The organism is Hufsiella arboris (genome assembly GCF_009834875.1).
Classification (GTDB): Bacteria; Bacteroidota; Bacteroidia; order Sphingobacteriales; family Sphingobacteriaceae; genus Hufsiella_A; species Hufsiella_A arboris.
Window position 1 is genome coordinate 515902 of the sequence record NZ_WVHT01000001.1, and the last position, 20816, is coordinate 536717.

Consider the following 20816-nt stretch of genomic DNA (forward strand, 5'->3'; position numbering starts at 1 on the left):
AAATACTTGCTACTAAATACCAACATGGATTTACTTCGATTTATAACAGCTGGAAGCGTTGACGATGGAAAGAGTACCCTTATCGGGCGATTGCTATATGACACTGACTCTATCAAGGTCGACCAGCTGCAAGCGATACTAAAACAGAGTAAAAATAAAGGCGAAGGTGAAATTGACCTCGCACTTTTTACCGATGGATTGCGTGCCGAGCGCGAACAGGGAATTACTATCGATGTTGCTTATAAATATTTTTCCACCGATAAACGTAAATTCATTATTGCTGATGCTCCGGGGCATATTCAGTATACACGAAATATGGTTACCGGCGCATCAAATTCTGATCTGATCATCATTTTGATCGATGCCCGCCAGGGAGTTGTTGAACAAACCCGCCGGCACAGTATCATCGCTTCGCTGTTGCAGATTCCGCATGTGGTCGTTGCTATCAACAAGATGGACATGGTTGACTATTCAGAAGAGGTCTTCAACGCAATTAAGTCTGACTATTCATCTATGGCAAATCAGTTGAATATTAAAGATGTTACGTTTATTCCGATAAGTGCCCTGGTTGGTGATAATATCGTAAACGATTCGGTTTATATGCCCTGGTATAAAGGCCAGACTTTACTGCATTTTCTTGAAAACATCAGTTTAGTAAACGATATAAATCATACCGATGGACGCTTTCCCGTTCAATACGTAATACGTCCGCAATCGGATGATCTGCATGATTACCGCGGTTATGCCGGTAAAATAGTTAGTGGAATTTATAAAAAGGGCGATAAGGTTACCATATTACCTGAAGGCATTGAGTCGGAAATTGAAGCCGTGGAAGTTCATGGGAAGGAAGTGGATGAAGCTTATGCTCCCCAAAGCGCCGTTATTCGATTAAAGGACGACATTGACGTAAATCGTGGAAACGTAATTTCAACAGCAAGAAACCAGCCTAAAGTTGAACAGGAATTTGACGCTACAATATGCTGGATGGATAGCAGGCCGCTTGTTGCCGGAAACAAATATCTTCTCCAGGTTCAAAGCAAAACCGTACGCTGTGTTGTGCGTGACATTCATTACAAACTTGATGTCAATTCGCTGGAAAAGCTAACGGATGTTCAACAGGTTTCGTTGAATGACGTAGTGCAGGTTACGATAAAAACAGCTTCTCCTATCGTGTTTGACAGTTATGAATCGCTCCGGGCTAATGGCGGTGCTATTTTAATTGATGAAACAGCCTTTACAACCGTCGCGGGCTGCATGCTGCATTAGAAAATTGGGCGGACATACCGAACTGATTAATAATTTCGCTATTTTCATTGTTCTTAAATTTCGGCAATGGAGCTCGGAGGAAACTACCAGAATCTATTAATCAAAATCGATGCGTTTATTCGTAAATACTACCTCAACCAGGTTGTAAGAGGCTGCATTTATTTAGCGGCGTCGCTTTTTATATCTTATCTGCTGGTGACGTTTACCGAGTTTTACGGGAACTTTAGCCCAATTGTCCGAACGTTTCTTTTCTACGGATATATCATCATCAATTTGTTGATTTTCGTTCTGCTACTGCTAAGGCCGCTTTTGTCGTACTTTAACTTAGGAAAAGTTATCTCAGCCGAGCAAGCAGCCCTGATTATCGGCGATCATTTCAGTGATGTTAGTGACAAACTGTTAAATACTCTTCAGCTTAAAAAACTCGCGGAACAAAACCCAGAACAAGTTTCACTGATATCCGCTAGCATTAATCAGCGCGTATCCGAATTACGGCCGGTTCCTTTCGCATCCGCAGTTCGCATTAATGAAAACAGAAAATATTTGAAGTACGCGGTTGCGCCGCTCATCGTTATTGTGATTATCGCATTCACTGCACCTGCTATTTTCAGTGAGAGTACTACCCGGCTTATTGGTTACAATCGGGTGTTTGTAAAAAAAGCTCCCTTCGATTTTATTATAGAGAACAACTCCTTAAAATCTGTACAAGGTGATGATTTCGTACTGAAGGTTAAAATGACGGGAAATGAGATTCCTCAGGATATCTATTTACAGGACGGCCCGAATACGTTTAAATTGGACAAAAAAGATGTTATCCATTTCGAGTATGCTTTTAAAAATGTGCAGCAGACACAAGAGTTTAAGCTTGAGGGCGGTGATTTTACTTCGGAGAAGTATACATTAAACGTTCAGAAAAAACCATCCCTCATAAATATTGAAGCTGAGCTCAGATATCCATCATATCTGAATAAAAAAAGCGAACATGTCCAAAGTTTTAGCGACATAACCGTTCCTTGCGGCACATTAATCAGTTGGAAAATAGCCGCTCAGAATATTGATATGGTTGATATCAACGATGGAAAAAACATTGCTCATATCTCGCCTGGCGACTTATCTTATTCATTCAGAGCTTTGCAAAGTAGTCGTTACGACGTAATTCCCCGTAAAAATGAAGTAAAGAAACAACAGCCGATCAGTTACAAAATTGATGTTATCCCCGATTTAAACCCGGTAATCTCTGTAAATGAAAAACCTGATTCTGTAAACACTAACGTAAGGTATTTCGTAGGCAATATTTCAGATGATTATGGATTCAGCCGTCTCACATTTCATTACAGGACAGTTAGCAACGGCCAGTCTGGCAGAGATAAACAGCTAATCATCCCTTTTGATCGAGGAAATATCCAAAGTTCATTTTTTCATTTTTTTGATTTTAAATCAGCGAATGCCAAACCAGGGGAAAGCATCGAATATTATTTCGAGGTTTTTGACAATGACGGCGTACATGGACCGAAAATGAGCCGTTCGGAAATAAGGACTTTCAGTGTACCAACAACTGCAGAAACACAGAAAAAGTTGGATGAAGGCTCCGAATCGGTTAAGCAAAAAATGGATCGTGCGATAACAATTGCATCCCAGGTCGAGTCGCAAGCGAAAAAGGTAAATCAGCAACTTCTTAATAAAAAAGAGCTTTCTTTCGACGACAAAAAGCAAGTTGAGAACCTGTTATCGAAGCAAAAACAATTAGAAGATCTGGTAAAAGACATTCAAAAGGAAAACAAGCAGAATTTATTTGAGCGCCAGGAATCACAGCAGGAAAGGCAACAGATCGTTGAACGTCAGAAACAAATTGAGGATCTGTTTAATAATGTACTGGACGAGAAAACGAAAGAAATTTTAAAGAATATCCAAAAGCTGCTGGATGACAATAACAAAAGTCAAACTCGTGAGGAATTGTCGAAAATGCAGCTGGAAAATAAGTCACTTCAAAAAGAATTGGATCGTATTCTTGATTTATACAAACAACTGGAGTTTGATCAGAAACTATCTCAAACAATTGATAAACTTAACGATCTTTCAAAAGATCAGCAGCAATTATCGGATAAGTCTGCCAAAAAAAATCCGAATACTAATGATCTTAAACTACAACAGGAATCCTTAAATAAGGATTTCAAAGATTTAAAAGATCAATTGAGTGATTTGGAAAAAAAAGACAATGAACTTGGCGATAAAAACAATTTTGATGAGCAGAAAAATGAACAGCAGCAAATAGAGCAACAGCAGCAGCAAAGTTCAAAAGAACTTGACAATAACAATGCTGGCAAGGCATCACAAAGCCAGAAAAAAGCGGCACAACAAATGCAGCAGCTTAGTCAAAAGCTGCAGTCGATGCAACAAAAACAGGAGTCGCAGGAGAATCAAATAAATCTTCAAAACCTGCGTCAGATATTAAGCAAGCTGTTAACGGCATCATTTCAGCAGGAAAATGTTATGCAAACGGTCAGGACAACTAAACCTGTTGATCCGAATTATATCAAACTAACAGAGCGCCAGCGCGATTTGAAAGATAATCTTAAAAGTGTTCAGGATAGCTTATATCAGCTTAGCAAACGGGTTCCACAAATCGAATCGGTTGTCAACAAAGAAATAACTGCTATTAACAGCAATATGGATAAAGCCTTGGAGCTGCTGGGCGAAAGAAAAACCGCCGAAGCAAATAGCAGCCAGCAATATGCGATGACAGCCATAAACAACCTGGCGTTGATGTTAAGTGAAGTTGAAAACAAGTTGCAGCAGGCAATGAAAAATTCAAAACCGGGAAGCAGCGGGAAACAACCGTCATTATCACAGCTGAGCCAAATGCAAAATCAGCTAAATAAGAATATGGAGAAGGCACGGCAGCAAATGCAGCAACAAGGAAAAATGCCTGGTAGCCAGGGAAAAGGAATGAGCGAACAATTTTCGAGGATGGCGCAGCAGCAGCAAATGATACGGCAATCACTTCAGGATATTAATCGTGAAATGAATAAAGATGGTAAGGGTGGACTAGGTAATTTGGGTGATTTAACAAAACAAATGGAACAAACCGAGACTGATCTCGTAAACAAACGCATACAGCAGGAAACAATAAAACGCCAGCAGGATATACTGACCAAGTTATTGGACGCGGAAAAAGCTGAAAGAGAGCGGGATCAGGATCAAAAAAGGGAAAGTAAGCAAGGCACGCAAAATGCTTATAATTACAAAGCAGTTCTGGAGGAATACAAAAAAAACAAACAGTCAGAAACAGAGTTTCTTAAAACAGTAACGCCCTCTATGAACACATTTTATAAAATTAAAGTTGAAGATTATTTTAAATTCTTAAATTCGGGTAAATAATATGATCGATAACCGTGCTGATAGCAATGTGAAAACGGTTCTTTACACATTGCAACTACCCTCAACTCTTGAAAGCCTCACTTCAGTAGAAAATTTCGTTGACAAGATAAAAGATGAATACGACGTCCAGGAGGATACATATGCCAATATACTGACTTGTTTGAGCGAGGCAACTATCAACGCGATATTACACGGAAACAAAGAGGACAAATCGAAAAAAGTATTTATCAACCTCGAAGTAGTCGAAAACAGGAAACTGATATTCACGATAAGCGACGAAGGTGAGGGTTTTGACTATAGTCTTCTTCCGGACCCCACCGCACCTGAAAATTTAGAAAATCTTTCAGGAAGAGGCGTGTTCATTATCAAGCATCTTGCTGACCAGTGTATCTTTAATACTCAAGGCAATGAAATTGAATTACACTTTAAGATTTAATGCCAAAAAGTTCCATTCAATTTTTCTCTGAAGACATTCCGTTTATTTTAAAAAACAAGGGCAAAATCCGCCAATGGCTTGACACAACAATCAGGCACGAAGGCAAACATACCGGGATGCTGAATTTTATTTTCTGCAGCGACAGCTATCTTTTAAATATAAATCGCCAGTACCTCAACCATGATACATACACGGATATCATAACCTTTGATACCAGCGAAGAAAAAAAGGAGATTTCAGGAGATATCTTTATTAGCATTGAGCGGGTAAAAGAAAATGCTGTAAAATTTGGCGTATCCGAATTTGACGAGGTTTGCAGAATTGTCATACACGGAACCTTACATCTCATTGGCTATAAAGACAAAAGCAAAGCCGACAAAGCATTGATGACTCAAAAAGAAGATCAATACCTGTCGGCTCGAAGTTCTGTTTAGCAAAACTTTATTCCATCGGAATTTCGATAATTAAGACTTTTGCCTTTTCACTAATCTTGATATCAAACGATTCGGCATCATATACACCGACAGCGTCCCTCCTTCCAAGTTCTGTACCGTCAACAGATATATTTCCTTCTATAACGAATATATAAGCGCCATTGCCGGGGAATTTGATTGTATAAGACGTTTGTTGGCCTGGTTCGAAATCTCCTATTGAGAAATGTGCATCCTGGTTTATCCACATCGCTCCCTGCTGATCGTCTGGTGACACAACTGTCTTAAACTTGTTATATGTTTCGTCTGCGCTGTATTTCTTTTGATCATACCGGGGAGTTATATTTCGCTCCTTTGGGAATACCCATATTTGAAGCAGATTTACATCGTCCGTTGATGATGCGTTAAACTCAGAGTGCCTGATGCCGCTTCCGGCCGACATTATCTGTACTTCACCTGGAACAATATTGCCTTCAGAGCCGGTACTGTCTTTGTGCGCAAGAGTTCCTTTTAGCGGGATTGTAACGATCTCCATATTGTCGTGCCCGTGAGTTCCAAATCCCATCCCAGGAGACACTATATCATCGTTTAGAACCCTTAGTAGGCCGAAGTGGACCTTCTGTGGATCAAAGAAACCTCCAAAACTAAACGAGTGAGCCGCTTTGAGCCAGCCATGGTCCTGGATTCCCCTTTCAATTGCTTTGTGAACTATTTTTTTCATCTTTTTTGATTTTAAAAACTGAGATCATTTTAATCTCATTTAAATACATGTTTAAACACACAATTCTTATACCGTAATTTAATTTGCGTATTTTTGCCTTCTTTTATCCATTACGAATGACAAAGACAGCGATTATTGTTGGTGCAACCGGACTAATTGGCAGTCAGTTGCTTAAGCAGTTGGTAGCATCGGACGATTTTGCCCAGATAATTCTTTTTGCCAGGAGGGATATCGGTTGTTTATCTGCTAAAACCACGCAGCATATTATCGATTTTGATCATATACAAGATTATAGCAGTTTTATAAAGGGGGATGTTTTATTCTCATGCCTTGGTTCCACCAACAGCAAAACGCCCGATAAGGCCCTTTATAAAAAAGTAGATCTTGACTATACCCTTAGTATTGCTGAAATAGCAAAACAAAATGGTGTGGAAGATTTTCATGTTATATCGTCAATTGGAGCCGACGCGCACTCTTCAAACTTCTATTTAAAATTAAAGGGCGAGATAGAGGACCGTGTAAAGAAGATTAGCTTCAAAAGCACTCATATTTACCAGCCGTCGTTGTTGCTTGGAAAACGGCCTGAATTTAGAGTAGGTGAACGTCTGGCTCAAGTACTAATGCCTCTTATGAGCGTCTTTTTAATCGGATCATTAAGAAAATACAAACCAATAAAAGCTGAAGCAGTTGCTGCAGCAATGATAAACCAATCATTAAAAAATCTGAAGGGCGTATTTATTTACCCTTCAAACGAAATACAAAAATTAGCATGAGCATTCTATCGGTAGAACAGGTTGGACATTCGTTTCATGACAAATGGCTTTTTAAGGAAATTACTTTCGGACTTGCCAAAGGTCAACGCGTTGCTTTGGTGGGTTATAATGGTGCGGGCAAATCAACCTTGCTGAAAATTATCGCTGAACGGCTTAAACCGGATAACGGAAAAGTTGTAAAGGAAAAAGATCTCAATATCGGATACCTGGATCAGGATCCGGATTTTAAAGACTATGACACTGTCGCGGATTTTGTTTTTTCTCAGGACAACCTGCAACAGCAACTCATCCGGCAATACGAGGAAGCGATAGATTCAGATACCCTTGATGAGGACAAACTAAATGACCTGATAAATCAAATTAGCGAAACGAATGCTTGGGAATATGAAAATCAGATAAAGACAATTATTTCCAGGCTGTCCATAACGCGCATGGATCAAAAGATCTCCAGTTTGTCTGGAGGCCAGAAAAAGCGTTTAGCTCTTGCTAAGTTATTAATTGACGAACCGGATGTTTACATATTAGATGAGCCTACCAACCATTTGGATATTGAGATGATAGAATGGCTGGAAAGCTATTTCACCACTGGAAATAAAACTGTTCTGCTGGTTACACACGACAGGTATTTCCTGGATAACATCTGCAATAAAATACTGGAACTGGATTTCGGGAAGCTCTTTACTTATAATGGCAAATACAATTATTTCCTTGAGAAAAAAGCTGAACGGGCAGAACTTGATCAGATCGCCTATCATAAAAACAACCAGCTATTAAAAAAGGAACTCGAGTGGATGCGGCGGCAGCCACAAGCACGCGGAACTAAATCACAGGCCCGTATAGATTCTTTTTATGCTCTGGAAGAAAAAAGTAAAGCGAAGCCAAAAAACGAAAAGGTAGAGCTTAGCATGAAAGTGGCCCGCCAGGGAAACAAGATCGTGGAGCTTGAACACGTAAAAAAATCTTTTAACGATCATCTTATTATAACCAATTTCTCCTATGTTTTCAAAAAAGGTGATAGGATTGGCGTTGCCGGGAGAAATGGCTCAGGAAAATCCACACTGTTAAATCTTATAACAGGCGGCTTGTCTCCCGATTCAGGTAGCATAGTCATCGGAGAAACGACGGTATTCGGATACTACAATCAAAGCGGCCTTAATTTAAAAAGCGACAGTCGGGTTATTGACGTTGTAAAAGAAATAGCTGATTTCATACCGATGGCTGATGGAAAGACTATTACGGCATCCCAATTGCTTACCCAGTTTTTATTTCCGCCTGCAAGGCAATTTGAATTCGTAAGTAAATTAAGTGGCGGTGAGAAAAAACGCCTGCAACTTATGCGCGTTTTAATGAAAAATCCAAACTTTTTAATTCTGGATGAGCCTACCAACGACCTTGATATCGATACGTTAAATGTTCTCGAGGATTTTTTAGAATCTTATAAAGGTGTACTTCTATTAGTATCTCACGACAGATATTTAATGGATAAATTATCTGATCAGCTTTTCATTTTTGAAGACAATGCTCAACTTAAAATTTATTCAGGTAACTATACCAGCTATAGAACGGATAAACAAACCGCTGATTTGATTAGTAAAGAGAAAAAAGTTGAACCTAATCAGGCCAAATCAAGTGCAAGCAAAACGAAGCTATCATATAAGGAACAAAAAGAACTTGAAACCCTGGATATCGAAGTGGCTGAATTGGAGTCTAAAATAGCCTCTCTTCATCAAAGTATGAACAATACTGTTGATCATCAAGAACTATCTAAAATAACAGCGGAAATAACCGAATTAAAAGAAGAGGTTGAAGTTAAAAGCGAGCGCTGGCTAGAGTTAACCGAGTTAAGTGAATCTTAATGTTCCACGTGGAACATTAATAAAAACAAAGTGGACACGTTCCACGTGGAACATTGATATGTTTAAAGAATACGATGTAATAGTAGTTGGTGCCGGCCATGCTGGATGTGAGGCCGCTGCCGCTGCTGCAAATTTGGGATCGAGTGTGTTATTGATCACAATGAATATGAATACGATCGCCCAAATGAGCTGCAATCCAGCAATGGGGGGAGTAGCAAAGGGACAAATTGTTAGAGAAATCGACGCAATGGGTGGCTACTCAGGTATTGTTACCGATAAGACAAGTATACAATTCCGAATGCTGAATCAATCAAAGGGTCCGGCGATGTGGAGCCCTCGCGCTCAAAGCGATCGAATGAGATTTGCTGAAGAATGGCGCTTAACGCTTGAAAGGATCCCGAATATCGATTTTTGGCAGGATACTGTATCGTCGGTCTTGGTCAAGGGAAATACAATTCGCGGTATAAGAACATCTCTTGGAATTGAAATCGCATCTAAAGCTGTTGTTCTAACAAACGGTACTTTTTTAAACGGCCTTATTCATATTGGTGAAAAGAAATTCGGGGGTGGCAGGACCGCAGAAAAAGCGGCTACCGGTTTAACCGAGCAGCTAACTGACCTGGGTTTTGAAGCAGGTCGAATGAAGACAGGAACACCTCCCAGAATCGATGGAAGAAGTCTCGATTACACTAAGATGGAAGAACAGTGGGGAGATGAGGAAAGAGGCAGATTTTCCTTTACAGAGGTTGAAATGATCGAACAACAACGATGCTGTTGGATTACTTATACAAATGCATCTGTTCATGAGACGTTAAAGGAGGGTTTTGAAAAATCGCCCATGTTTACCGGCAGGATTAAAGGCCTTGGACCCCGCTATTGCCCATCTATCGAAGATAAAATTAACCGCTTTGCTGAACGTGAAAGGCATCAGATATTTGTAGAACCGGAAGGACTTAACACAGTTGAAATTTACGTAAACGGGTTCTCTACCTCCCTTCCTGAAGACGTGCAGTATAAAGCATTAACAAAAATACCAGGTTTCGAGAATGCTAAAATGTTCAGACCGGGGTACGCGATAGAATATGATTACTTTCCTCCTACCCAACTTTCGTTGACGCTTGAAACAAAGCTAATATCAAATCTATTTTTCGCTGGCCAGATCAACGGTACAACCGGTTACGAAGAAGCAGCTTGTCAAGGCTTTATTGCAGGAATAAATGCCCATCAAAAAATAACAGATCAACATGAGCTTATCATGAAACGATCTGAATCCTACATTGGTGTATTAATTGATGATTTGGTAACGAAGGGAACTGAAGAACCTTATAGAATGTTTACTTCAAGAGCAGAACACCGATTGCTATTACGCCAGGATAATGCCGACATTCGCTTAACACCCATCGCCCACAAACTAGGATTAGTTAATAACGAACGGCTTGAAAAAGTAAATAGCAAAATAACCGACGCACAGCGTATCGTTGATTTTGTTAAATCGGCATCTGTTTCACCAAGCCAGGTAAACGCCTTATTGGAAAATCTTGGTACATCGCCCATTACTCAAAATGTAAAGCTTTTTCAACTTTTATCGCGCCCTCAACTTTCCGTTTCTGATATAAGAAAAATCAGCAATGAACTGGATCAGTTGCTTGAAGGATATAAAAAAGAAACCATTGAAGAAGCTGAGATAAAAGTTAAATACGAAAGCTATTTTGAGAAAGAACAAGAAATCGTGACACGTATGAAAAAAATGGAAGATCAAACAATCAATCCTGATTTTGACTACCATAAGTTAGTGTCTCTTTCAAAAGAGGCAAGAGAGAAGTTAATGAAAATCAAACCCCGAACTTTGGGTCAAGCTTCACGAATTTCCGGAGTCTCACCATCTGATATCACAGTTTTAATGGTTCATGTATCTAAATAACTGAAAATCAATATTTTATAAAAAATTAATTATAATCGATTATTTTTCATTTCGAATGATAATCTTTACAAAATAACAAAAATCGTTTAAACAGCTTATAAATGCCTTATTTTCGGAAGACCTACTTTAACGAAATTTATTTAATCTTATTTATTAGCATTTTAATCTGTTTTGGGTGCGCAAGTATACAATCACCAACAGGGGGGCCAAGAGATAAAACTCCTCCTAAAATTTTACGTGAAGCCCCAAAGAATCAAACAAGAAATTTCAACGCAAAGCAGATCAATATTCAGTTTGATGAATTTGTAAAACTTAGTAATGAATTTAAAGAGATTAGTATTTCTCCGGAGATGGAGAAGCTTCCGATATTTAAAGTAGTAAAAAAGGTGCTTGAGATTAAGTTCCAGGACACGCTTATGAAAAATACTACCTATACAATAAATTTCGGAAAAGCTATAGTTGACTATAATGAAGGCAATATCCTTAAAAATTACAGCTATGTTTTCTCGACGGGAAATACCATCGACTCCTTAAGTATCTCAGGTAATGTTATTAACTCGATTACAAAAACGCCTGAAATGGAAACGACGGTATTTATTGTACCGGTAAAACAAGATACCATATTCGGTAAACGCAAGGCAAGTATATTTACCACTACCGATTCATCAGGGAATTTTGCCCTTCATAATTTACGAGCAAATCAGTATAAAATTTATGCTGTTAAAGAAACCGGTGGCGGAGATAGAATTTATAACTCACCAAATGAAGATGTAGCGTTTCTTAAAGATACTATTAACCTAAAGGGCAATATAAGTAATATTAAACTTCAAACATTTAAACAGCCTGCTTCAGTCTTTAGAACCGTCGAGCGAAAGTTATTTAACGATGGGCATTTGCTCTATACCTTTAACAGGCCAATAGAGAAACCCTCTTTTAAAATACTCGATCCGCAGGATTTTGATTCCAGGAAAATAACGGAATTTAATAAAGCAGGAGATTCAGTACTTGTCTGGGTTCCGGAAATAAAATTCGATAGCTTAACTACCAGTATATCAGATGCCGGCGTGCCCCTGGATACGATTGTAATTAAAAGAAATAAACGGGACACTTATAACTCAACAGTTCAGATATATGATAACTTATCTGGCCAGCGGGTCAAAACTAAAGGTGACATATTGCTTACTATGTCTGTACCTTTATCTGCTATAGACCAATCTAAAGTTCAACTTACCGAAGATTCAATACCTGTAAAAAACTTCCGAATTACAAAAGATACTACATCTCAAAGAAGGTATAAACTTTCATACCCATGGCGCTCAAAGAGGCAATATGATTTAAAAATAGCCGACAACGCGGTTACCAGTATAATGAACGGAAAAAATAAGTCATATGCTAAATCACTCTCCGCCTATATAGATGATAACTTCGGAAACCTTCTTTTAAATGTTACTGTACCTGATTCATCTAAACAATACATTGTCCAGCTTTTGGGAAATTCAGACGATGTCGTTAAAGAAAACCTAATTAAAAAATCCGGCAAAATTCAGTATATCGGGCTACCCGCAGGTAAATATAAAGCCAGGATCGTTTATGATTTAAATAATAACGGTAAATGGGACACAGGAAATGTTATCAAACAAATACAACCAGAACCTATTATGAACAATGATAAGGAGTTCAGCCTTCGCCCAAGCTGGGATCTAGAAGATGTTTTAACTATCCCGCCGGTTCCGTAAACCAGGAGGAATAAAGCTTATAATTTTCAGGTAATTTGTTCAACAACTCACGCTGTTCTTCTGTGATCGGTTTAATCTTTTTTGCTGGCGTACCAGCATATAAATAACCGCTCTCACAAAGGGTATTTTCAAGAACAACTGAACCTGCGGCGATTATACAATAAGGTTCTATAACGGCATGATCCATCACTACAGCGCGCATACCTATTAATACGTTATCATTAATAATACAGCCGTGAACTATCGCCAAATGGCCGACAGATACATTGTTGCCAATAAAAGTCGCCGCTTTCAAATAAGTACAATGGATCACAGCGCCATCCTGAATATTGGTATTATCTCCGATAGTAATACTGTTAACATCTCCCCTAACCACAGCGTTGAACCATACCGAGCAGTTTTTTCCAATAACTACGCTTCCAACAACAGTTGCGTTTTCTGCTATAAAACAATTCTCTCCAAAACTTGGCTCAACTCCTTTTACAGGTAAAATAACTGGCATAATTAAAAAATTGTATCCTCCAAAGTTTTCTGATGTTCCGGGTAATCTGTGGTGTAGTGTAGTCCCCTGCTTTCCTTACGTAATTTTGCCGATTTAATTACTATGTAAGCCGTTTGAATAACATTACGAAGTTCGCATAACTTTACAGACAGCTTGGTTTTTTTGTAAAAACTTTCTGTTTCGTCATACAATAAACCAAGTCGGCGCAACGCCCGTTCAAGCCTGAAATCGGACCTGACAATTCCCACGTAATCGCTCATTACACGTTGAGTTTCACGCAGATTATGAGTTACTAATATGTCTTCGTTTGATAACTGCGTATTTGTTTCGTCCCATTCAGGTATATTATCAGGAACATTATAATCTCTAAACTTTCTGATGCTATCCTCATAAATACGATGAGCAAACACCGTTGCTTCGAGCAACGAATTAGAAGCCAGCCTGTTCGCTCCGTGCAAACCGGTTGACGAACATTCACCGCAAGCATACAATCTTCCTATAGATGATTGTCCATATTCATTAACCATTATACCACCACACATGTAATGAGCCGCCGGCGTAACAGGTATCATATCTTTAGTCATATCAATACCTATACTTAAACACTTTGCATAAATATTAGGAAAATGCTTCAGAATGTCTTCCTTGGAACGATGCCTGATATCTAAATATACATAGTCGTCTCCCGATTTCTTCATTTCCGCATCGACCGCACGGGCTGTTATATCTCTGGGCGCTAGTGATTTCCGCGCATCGTAATTTTGCATGAACTCATTCCCATCCCTGGTTTTTAATATACCGCCAAATCCTCTAACCGCTTCAGAAATAAGAAATGATGGATATTCGCCTGGATTGTATAACGCTGTTGGATGAAACTGAATGAACTCCATATTCCGAACTTTCCCTTTTGCACGGTAGACCATCGCTATTCCATCACCAGTAGCAATTACAGGATTAGTTGTATGCATATAAATATGTCCGGCACCTCCAGTCGCCATTACAGTAACACGAGCCAGAATTTTCTCAACGGCATTTGTTACCGTATTTAACGCATAAATTCCATAACATTCAATGTCTCCTGAATTACGGCTTACAAAATCTCCTAAATGATGCTGCGTAATGAGCTCTATCGAAAAAAAATGTGTTAATAACTCAATATTTGGTTCCTCCTTAACTTTTTCAAGCAAGGCACGTTCAATTTCAAAACCCGTAATATCCTTATAATGAAGCACTCTGTGTTCAGAATGACCACCTTCTTTGGCTAAATCATAGATTCCCTGATTCGTCATATCAAAGTGAGTGCCGTAATCTATAATCTCCTGAATGCGCTCCGGTCCTTCTTTTACAACCACTTCCACAATATGTTTATCACATAATCCATCACCGGCAATAAGAGTATCTTCTATATGTTTGTCGAAAGAATCTTCTTTATCCACAACTACAGCTACCCCACCCTGGGCATATTTAGTGTTGGATTCGTCGGCATTTGCTTTTGTAACTATCAGTACCTTACCATGTTTTGCCGCCTTTAGTGCAAAACTTAAACCAGCTATTCCTGAACCTACAATTAAGAAATCAACATTCCTCATGGAAAATTTTTAAATGTTTTAATGAGCCAAACACAAAGATGTTAATAAGCGGCTGAAAGATGTTAATTTTGCATTAAATCAGGTGAATTAATTTTTAAAGATTCCTGATACATGTTAAGTATCGCTGATCGTCGCCTAGTTATCGTTAAATTATAAGCATAGTTACGTCTGATATTAACAAAGAACCGACAGCTACTAATTAACGGCAGAAAGAAATTGAATTTTCTTTGCTACTTATAATATATTATTTATCAATCGATTAAGTAGTTGATAACGTTGATAACTTGTTGAAAAGAAATTTAAAACCAAATTCCTTTAAAAAAGTTTAGCGACTTTCTAACAATACCAACATGCTAATAAACAATAAGAATATTTTAAATTAAATAATTAGTATTTATTGAAGTGTAGATAAATGAATATTTTAGAAGAAATAAATATCAAGGGTTTTGTTGATGAGCCGATCGATCCAACACTTGATTTGTTTGAAGAAATTGAACGACTTAAAAAGGAAAAAAATGCTGTTATACTTGCGCACTATTACCAGGAACCGGATATTCAGGATATTGCGGATTATATAGGCGATAGCCTCGGGTTATCACAGCAGGCTGCTAAAACCGATGCGGATATTATTGTTTTTGCAGGGGTGCACTTCATGGCTGAAACAGCAAAAATTTTGTCTCCCTCAAAAACAGTTCTGTTGCCGGATGTGAAAGCTGGATGCTCATTATCAGATAGTTGCCCGCCGCATCTATTTGCAAAATTTAAAGAGAAATATCCAGATCACCTGGTAATAACTTATGTAAACTGCACTGCCGAACTTAAAGCTTTAAGTGACATTGTTTGTACCTCGAGCAATGCCGTACAGATTGTAGAAAGCTTACCAAAAGACCAGAAAATTATATTCGGGCCAGACAAAAACCTGGGCGCTTATGTGATAAAGAAAACTGGCAGGGATATGGTTTTGTGGAATGGAGCGTGCATGGTTCATGAAATATTTTCAGAGCAGCGGATTGTTAAATTAAAAGAACGCCATCCAAATGCCCGTTTTATCGCGCATCCCGAGTGTGAAGACGTTGTTTTAAAAATGGCCGATTACGTTGGATCAACGACCGGTTTATTGAAATACACTGTTGATAACCCGGCAAAGGAATTTATCGTTGCAACGGAAAGCGGAATAATCCACCAAATGGAAAAGGCAAATCCTGATAAAGTGTTCATTCCCGCGCCTCCAAATAACGCTTGCGCATGTAATGATTGTCCTCATATGAAGAGAAATACGCTCGAAAAACTTTATCTCTGCCTGAAAAATGAACTTCCGGAAGTTACAGTTCCAATGAATGTGATTGAAAAAGCAAGAAAACCGATTGAACGCATGCTCGAAATATCTGAGCGTTTAGGATTATAGTAAAAGGCTGGTTTTTACCGGCCTTTTTTATTGTAAGAATATTTACTTACATATTTTATTAACTTGTCCGCTTGTTAAAAATGGACAATCCTAAAAATATACTTAGAAATTACGCAGGAATACTGCTTTTATTAACTGGGATAACTATTGGAAGCATAGCTGGTTTTTTCCTGGGCGATAAGGTCACTGTATTAAAACCACTTGGTGATATTTTTCTAAATCTTCTTTTCACAGCGGTTATTCCGTTAGTCTTTTTTGCAGTTTCTTCGGCAATTTCCGGCCTCGACAGATCGACAAAAATCGGTAAACTGATGACCGTAATGTTTTCGGTTTTTCTGTTAACTGTACTAATATCAGCGATTATTACGATTGTTGGTACTTGGCTGTTCCCTATAAACCAGCACAGCAGCATTGTTAAGCAAGCGATAGAAAATCACGAAGTAAAAACAGTTGGAGAAGAATTAACCCAACTATTGACAGTCGGCGAGTTTTCGGATCTGCTTTCCAGAAAAAGCATGCTCGCTTTAATAATTTTTTCCGTACTGGTTGGCTTCGCTTCATTACATTCAGGTGAAAGTGGAGAATCGTTCCGAAAGTTTCTTACTTCAGGAACAGAAGTGATGAAGAAACTGGTGGTAATCATCATGAAGCTAGCGCCGATCGGTTTAGGAGCTTATTTTGCTTACCAGGTGGGAGTTTTAGGGCCGCAGCTTTTTGGTACTTACGCCCGAGCTTTAGGTTTGTATTATGGTTTGGGACTTTTTTACTTTATAGTCTTTTTCAGCTTGTACGCTTTTGTGGCTGGAGGCTACAGCGCTGTTAAGAGATATTGGAAAAATAATATTATCCCATCGCTAACTTCAGTTGGTACATGTAGCAGCATCGCGAGTATTCCGGCTAATCTCGACGCCTCTGTTAAAATGGGCATTCCTTCATACATCGCAAACGTAACAATGCCGCTGGGTGGCACATTACATAAAGACGGCTCCAGTATCAGTTCGGTAATCAAAATAGCGGTTGTGTTTGCCATTTTTGGAAAAGACCTAGCGCATGTGGATACAGTTTTGCTAGCTCTGGGAATAACCGTGCTTGTAAGTGTTGTTGAAGGAGGAATACCAAACGGCGGTTATATAGGAGAATTATTGATGATATCCGCTTATCATTTACCACCTGAAGCATTGCCTCCGGCCATGATTATCGGAACACTAGTTGATCCGATGGCGACGCTTTTGAATGTTACTGGAGACACTGCTGCAGGTATGCTTATAACCAGGATTATGGAAGGTAAAAACTGGCTTTCTAAAACTGTTACTTCATGATTTCAAGAAAATTAGTTTTCATTATTATTTCGATTCTGACTTATAATTTGTCCACAGCACAGCCGGTACAAATTGGCGGTACCTATAATTCTCAACAACTTGTGATAGTAAAAACCATCGGTTGGAACGATATACACGGCCGTCTAACAGCTTATGAATGGAATGATTCGAAGTGGAAAGAAGTGTTAAAAGATATTCCTGTTATTGTTGGAAGAAGCGGTTTGGCATGGGGAAAGAGCCTGTTAAAAACACAGAATACGGAAGGGAAACAAAAGAAAGAAGGCGACGGAAACTCACCAGCGGGTATTTTCAAGCTAACAGGTCTATTTGGGTATAATGATTTTGATTCAAAAATGAATTCGTTGAAAGTGGACACGGCAACTTATTGTGTAGATGATCTCAAGTCAAAATACTACAACCGAATTGTTAAAACTGATACGGTTAAAAAGGAATGGAATTCTGCCGAAACGATGAAATTAAAAGATGATGAATATAAGTACGGAGTTTTTGTAGCCTACAATACGTCAGAGATTGAACCCGGAAAGGGCTCATGTATCTTTATGCATATATGGAAAAACAGTGAGAATCCTACGTCTGGCTGTACAGCTATGACGGAAGAAAACATCATCAAACTCATTAGTTTTCTGGATAAAAATAAGAATCCTTTGCTCATCCAGTTGCCTGCCAACGAATATAAAAAGCTCGGTAAAACATACATCTTGCCTTAAGTTTTCGCAATTTTGCAAAACATTCGAGTATTATGTTTGAAAATAACGAGCGCACGGATCTTGATAAACTAGGAGAATTCGGTTTAATTGATCATCTGACTAAGAATATACAGCTTCATGACAAAACAACGGTAAAAGGTGTTGGTGATGATGCAGCTGTTCTTGATTTTTCTGGACGCCGAACACTCGTTTCAACCGACCTTTTACTGGAAGGAATTCATTTTGACCTGGCTTATACGCCTTTAAAACATCTTGGCTATAAATCCATACAAGTTAATTTAAGTGATATTTATGCGATGAACGGCGAAGCGTCGCAGGTGACTGTTTCTATTGGTATATCAAGCAAATTTCCATTAGAGGCGGTTGAAGAACTTTACAGCGGAATGCTGCTGGCGTGCGACCGTTATAAAATCGATTTAATTGGAGGCGATACAAGCGCTTCTAAGCAAGGATTAATAATAAGCGTAACAAGTATCGGTCATGCTAAAGAAGAGGACATCTGTTATCGTAATGGCGCCCAGGAAAACGATCTCTTATGTGTATCGGGTGATTTAGGAGCGGCTTATGTAGGATTACAGCTGCTTGAACGTGAAAAATTAGTATTCTTGGAGAATCCAAATATTCAGCCGGATCTCGAAGGTAAGGACTACATTGTGGAGAGGCAGCTTAAGCCGGATGCGCGAGTTGATGTGATAAATCTTCTTAAAGAAATGAAAATTAAGCCGACCAGTATGATCGATGTTTCTGACGGATTGGCATCTGAAGTTTTACATCTATGCAAAAACTCGGATAAAGGCTGTGTGGTGTATGAAGAAAAAATTCCGATCGATCCGATGACCTATGATACAGCGCGTGAATTTAATCTCGATCCAACGGTTTGTGCATTAAGCGGCGGCGAAGATTATGAATTACTTTTCACAGTCAAACAATCTGATTACGATAAGATAAAAAATTCGCCGGACATAACAATAATCGGCCATATAACCGAAAGTTCAGCCGGAACCCACCTGGTATCAAAATCAGGAAATGTTCATCAGCTTAAAGCGCAGGGATGGAACGCTTTTAAAAATTAGGATAAGATCAGACAAGTATTTGCGAAATAATCATTAAGAAAACGGCTTTATAAAGGCATAATTTCGGATGTTGAAATACTCGTCCAGAGTTTAAAATCCTGAAATGAAGAAACTTTTAATTTGCCTGCCGTTTTTGCTGGCTATTTTTAAACCTGCCATTTCGCAGGAATTCAATATTAAAAATTTTGGAGCTGTACCGGATGGGAAAACCGTCAGCACAAAAGCTATTCAAAAAGCTATTGACGCCTGCAATGCCGCAGGCGGCGGTACAGTTTTAATACCTGCAGGCGAGTTTCTAAGCGGAACAATCAATTTAAAAAGCAATATTAATTTTCATCTCGAAAACGGTTCGATACTAAAAGGTAGTCCGAACCTTAAAGATTATTTTGAATATACTATGCCCGAATATGGAGTTAACCATTATGGCATGATCTATACTTCCGGCGCTGAAAATGTTTCAATAACGGGAATGGGAACGATAGATGGAAATAGCGCTGTTTTTTTCGATTGGGATAAAGCCAAAGTTATTGATGATAAAACTAAAAGCTATACCAGGCAAAAGGAAAATTACCGGAAAGTTGAGAGCGGTATCGGGGATGGCCCTGTAGTTCCTAAGGACAGACCGCGGCAAATGGTCGTTTTCACGGAATGTAAAAATGTGCAGGTAAGGGACGTTTCTTTAATAAATTCTCCTTTTTGGACACTCCATTTTGCCGACTGTGACGCGATACTAGTTAACGGTATTAAATTATGGTCGAATTTACTTGTACCAAATGCCGACGGCGTCGATTTTACAAGCTGCAATAATGTTCGCGTGTCTGATTGTGATATACGCGCCGGAGACGATGCATTGGTAATTAGTGGATATAATCATCATTTTGAAATACCAGGATTTAAGCATTTAAGGCATATTTCGGAAAACTTTACTATTACAAATTGCAATCTTCAGTCTGCAAGCAGCGGGATTCGTATAGGCTTTCTGGATCAGAATTCTGTAAGAAATATCCAGGTAAGCAATATCAATATTACTAATTCAACCCGGGGCATTGGAATTTTCCTGAGGGACGAAGGATCATTGGAAAACATAAATTTTTCAAATATTTATATCGAAACTAGACTGAGAACCGGCGACTGGTGGGGTAACGGAGAACCAATCCATATTTCTGCAATCAGAGGAAATGAAGGCGTTAAATTAGGAACGATCAGAAACATTACATTTGATAACGTCAGCTGTAAAAGCGAAAACGGAATTTTAATATACGGCACGGATGAAAGTATAATAAAAGATGTGTCGTTTAACCGTCTCAATTTACAAATGACGGCTGGGAAATTGAATAATGTAGCCGGCGGAAATATTGATTTGCGCGGCGTCAACGGAGAACAAAACCAGATTTTTAAAAGCGATATATCCGCGATATATGCTCAGCAGGTTAACGGAATTCAGTTGGATAATGTAAACGTAAGCTGGGATAAGTCTATAAAAGAAAGCTATTTTACAAACGCGTTTACTATTAAAAACTTTGAGGATCTCCAGCTAAAAAATTTTAAAGGAACTTCATCGCCGTCAAATCCATCGCTGAAAATAATATCGCTTAAGGGCGGGGAAAACGCAGAAGTTGAGGCCTTAAAAAATCAGGTCGAAACACAGAATGTTAAGGAATTAAAGTTTATTAAATAAATGG

General features: G+C 38.8%; 16 protein-coding genes. 13 read left to right on the forward strand and 3 right to left on the reverse strand.

The window, feature by feature from the left end:
* The first annotated feature begins 24 nt into the window (after positions 1-24).
* The 4 genes from GS399_RS02255 (at position 25) to ybeY (ending at position 5514) form a co-directional block, all read left to right on the forward strand.
* Positions 25-1266 carry a sulfate adenylyltransferase subunit 1 gene (locus GS399_RS02255; protein ID WP_160842943.1) on the forward strand — a complete coding sequence of 414 codons (1242 nt, stop codon included), beginning with the start codon at positions 25-27 and terminating at the stop codon, positions 1264-1266.
* A 66-nt stretch (positions 1267-1332) separates the two neighbouring features.
* A complete protein-coding gene (locus tag GS399_RS02260; RefSeq protein WP_160842944.1) occupies positions 1333-4644 on the forward strand; it encodes a DUF4175 family protein in 3312 nt (1103 codons plus the stop codon).
* A 1-nt stretch (position 4645) separates the two neighbouring features.
* Positions 4646-5080, forward strand: a complete 435-nt coding sequence (locus GS399_RS02265; protein ID WP_160842945.1) for an ATP-binding protein — start codon at positions 4646-4648, stop codon at positions 5078-5080.
* A complete protein-coding gene (gene ybeY, locus GS399_RS02270; protein WP_160842946.1) occupies positions 5080-5514 on the forward strand; it encodes an rRNA maturation RNase YbeY in 435 nt (144 codons plus the stop codon). The genes GS399_RS02265 and ybeY overlap by 1 nt, the downstream gene beginning before the upstream one ends.
* A 7-nt stretch (positions 5515-5521) precedes the next feature.
* Here the strand turns inward: ybeY and GS399_RS02275 are convergent, their stop codons facing one another.
* Positions 5522-6232, reverse strand: a complete 711-nt coding sequence (locus tag GS399_RS02275; protein ID WP_160842947.1) for a pirin family protein — start codon at positions 6230-6232, stop codon at positions 5522-5524.
* A gap of 116 nt (positions 6233-6348) precedes the next feature.
* Between GS399_RS02275 and GS399_RS02280 the strand changes: the two genes are divergently transcribed.
* From GS399_RS02280 to GS399_RS02295, 4 genes are all read left to right on the forward strand, one after another.
* Positions 6349-7005: an NAD(P)H-binding protein gene (locus GS399_RS02280; RefSeq protein WP_160842948.1), complete on the forward strand. Its 657-nt coding sequence runs from the start codon at positions 6349-6351 to the stop codon at positions 7003-7005.
* Entirely contained in the window at positions 7002-8861 is a 1860-nt protein-coding gene (locus GS399_RS02285; RefSeq protein ID WP_160842949.1) for an ABC-F family ATP-binding cassette domain-containing protein, read from the forward strand. Before GS399_RS02280 ends, GS399_RS02285 begins: the two co-directional genes overlap by 4 nt.
* A gap of 58 nt (positions 8862-8919) precedes the next feature.
* Positions 8920-10782, forward strand: coding sequence for a tRNA uridine-5-carboxymethylaminomethyl(34) synthesis enzyme MnmG (mnmG, locus tag GS399_RS02290; protein ID WP_160843250.1), 1863 nt, complete (start codon positions 8920-8922; stop codon positions 10780-10782).
* A gap of 101 nt (positions 10783-10883) precedes the next feature.
* Positions 10884-12518 carry an Ig-like domain-containing domain gene (locus tag GS399_RS02295; RefSeq protein WP_160842950.1) on the forward strand — a complete coding sequence of 545 codons (1635 nt, stop codon included), beginning with the start codon at positions 10884-10886 and terminating at the stop codon, positions 12516-12518.
* On the opposite strand, the gene GS399_RS02300 is transcribed toward GS399_RS02295, so the two are convergent.
* Together GS399_RS02300 and nadB are read right to left on the reverse strand one after the other, a co-directional pair.
* Positions 12499-13020: a gamma carbonic anhydrase family protein gene (locus GS399_RS02300; protein WP_160842951.1), complete on the reverse strand. Its 522-nt coding sequence runs from the start codon at positions 13018-13020 to the stop codon at positions 12499-12501. The two genes, GS399_RS02295 and GS399_RS02300, sit on opposite strands and share 20 nt — an antisense overlap.
* Before the next feature lie 2 nt (positions 13021-13022).
* Positions 13023-14609: an L-aspartate oxidase gene (gene nadB, locus GS399_RS02305; RefSeq protein ID WP_160842952.1), complete on the reverse strand. Its 1587-nt coding sequence runs from the start codon at positions 14607-14609 to the stop codon at positions 13023-13025.
* Positions 14610-15021: 412 nt separating this feature from the next.
* Here nadB and nadA point away from each other — a divergent pair, with 412 nt between their 5' ends.
* From nadA to GS399_RS02330, 5 genes are all read left to right on the forward strand, one after another.
* Complete coding sequence (nadA, locus tag GS399_RS02310; RefSeq protein ID WP_160842953.1) at positions 15022-16014, forward strand: quinolinate synthase NadA; 993 nt, start codon at positions 15022-15024, stop codon at positions 16012-16014.
* 80 nt (positions 16015-16094) lie between these two features.
* The gene (locus tag GS399_RS02315) at positions 16095-17333 is read left to right on the forward strand and encodes a dicarboxylate/amino acid:cation symporter (protein WP_160842954.1); all 1239 of its coding nucleotides are present in this window, start codon (positions 16095-16097) and stop codon (positions 17331-17333) included.
* Positions 17330-18061, forward strand: coding sequence for a L,D-transpeptidase family protein (locus tag GS399_RS02320; protein ID WP_160842955.1), 732 nt, complete (start codon positions 17330-17332; stop codon positions 18059-18061). Before GS399_RS02315 ends, GS399_RS02320 begins: the two co-directional genes overlap by 4 nt.
* A gap of 32 nt (positions 18062-18093) precedes the next feature.
* The gene (gene thiL, locus GS399_RS02325; protein ID WP_160842956.1) at positions 18094-19134 is read left to right on the forward strand and encodes a thiamine-phosphate kinase; all 1041 of its coding nucleotides are present in this window, start codon (positions 18094-18096) and stop codon (positions 19132-19134) included.
* Between the two features lie 103 nt (positions 19135-19237).
* Entirely contained in the window at positions 19238-20812 is a 1575-nt protein-coding gene (locus GS399_RS02330) for a glycoside hydrolase family 28 protein (protein ID WP_160842957.1), read from the forward strand.
* The last annotated feature ends 4 nt before the right edge of the window (positions 20813-20816 follow it).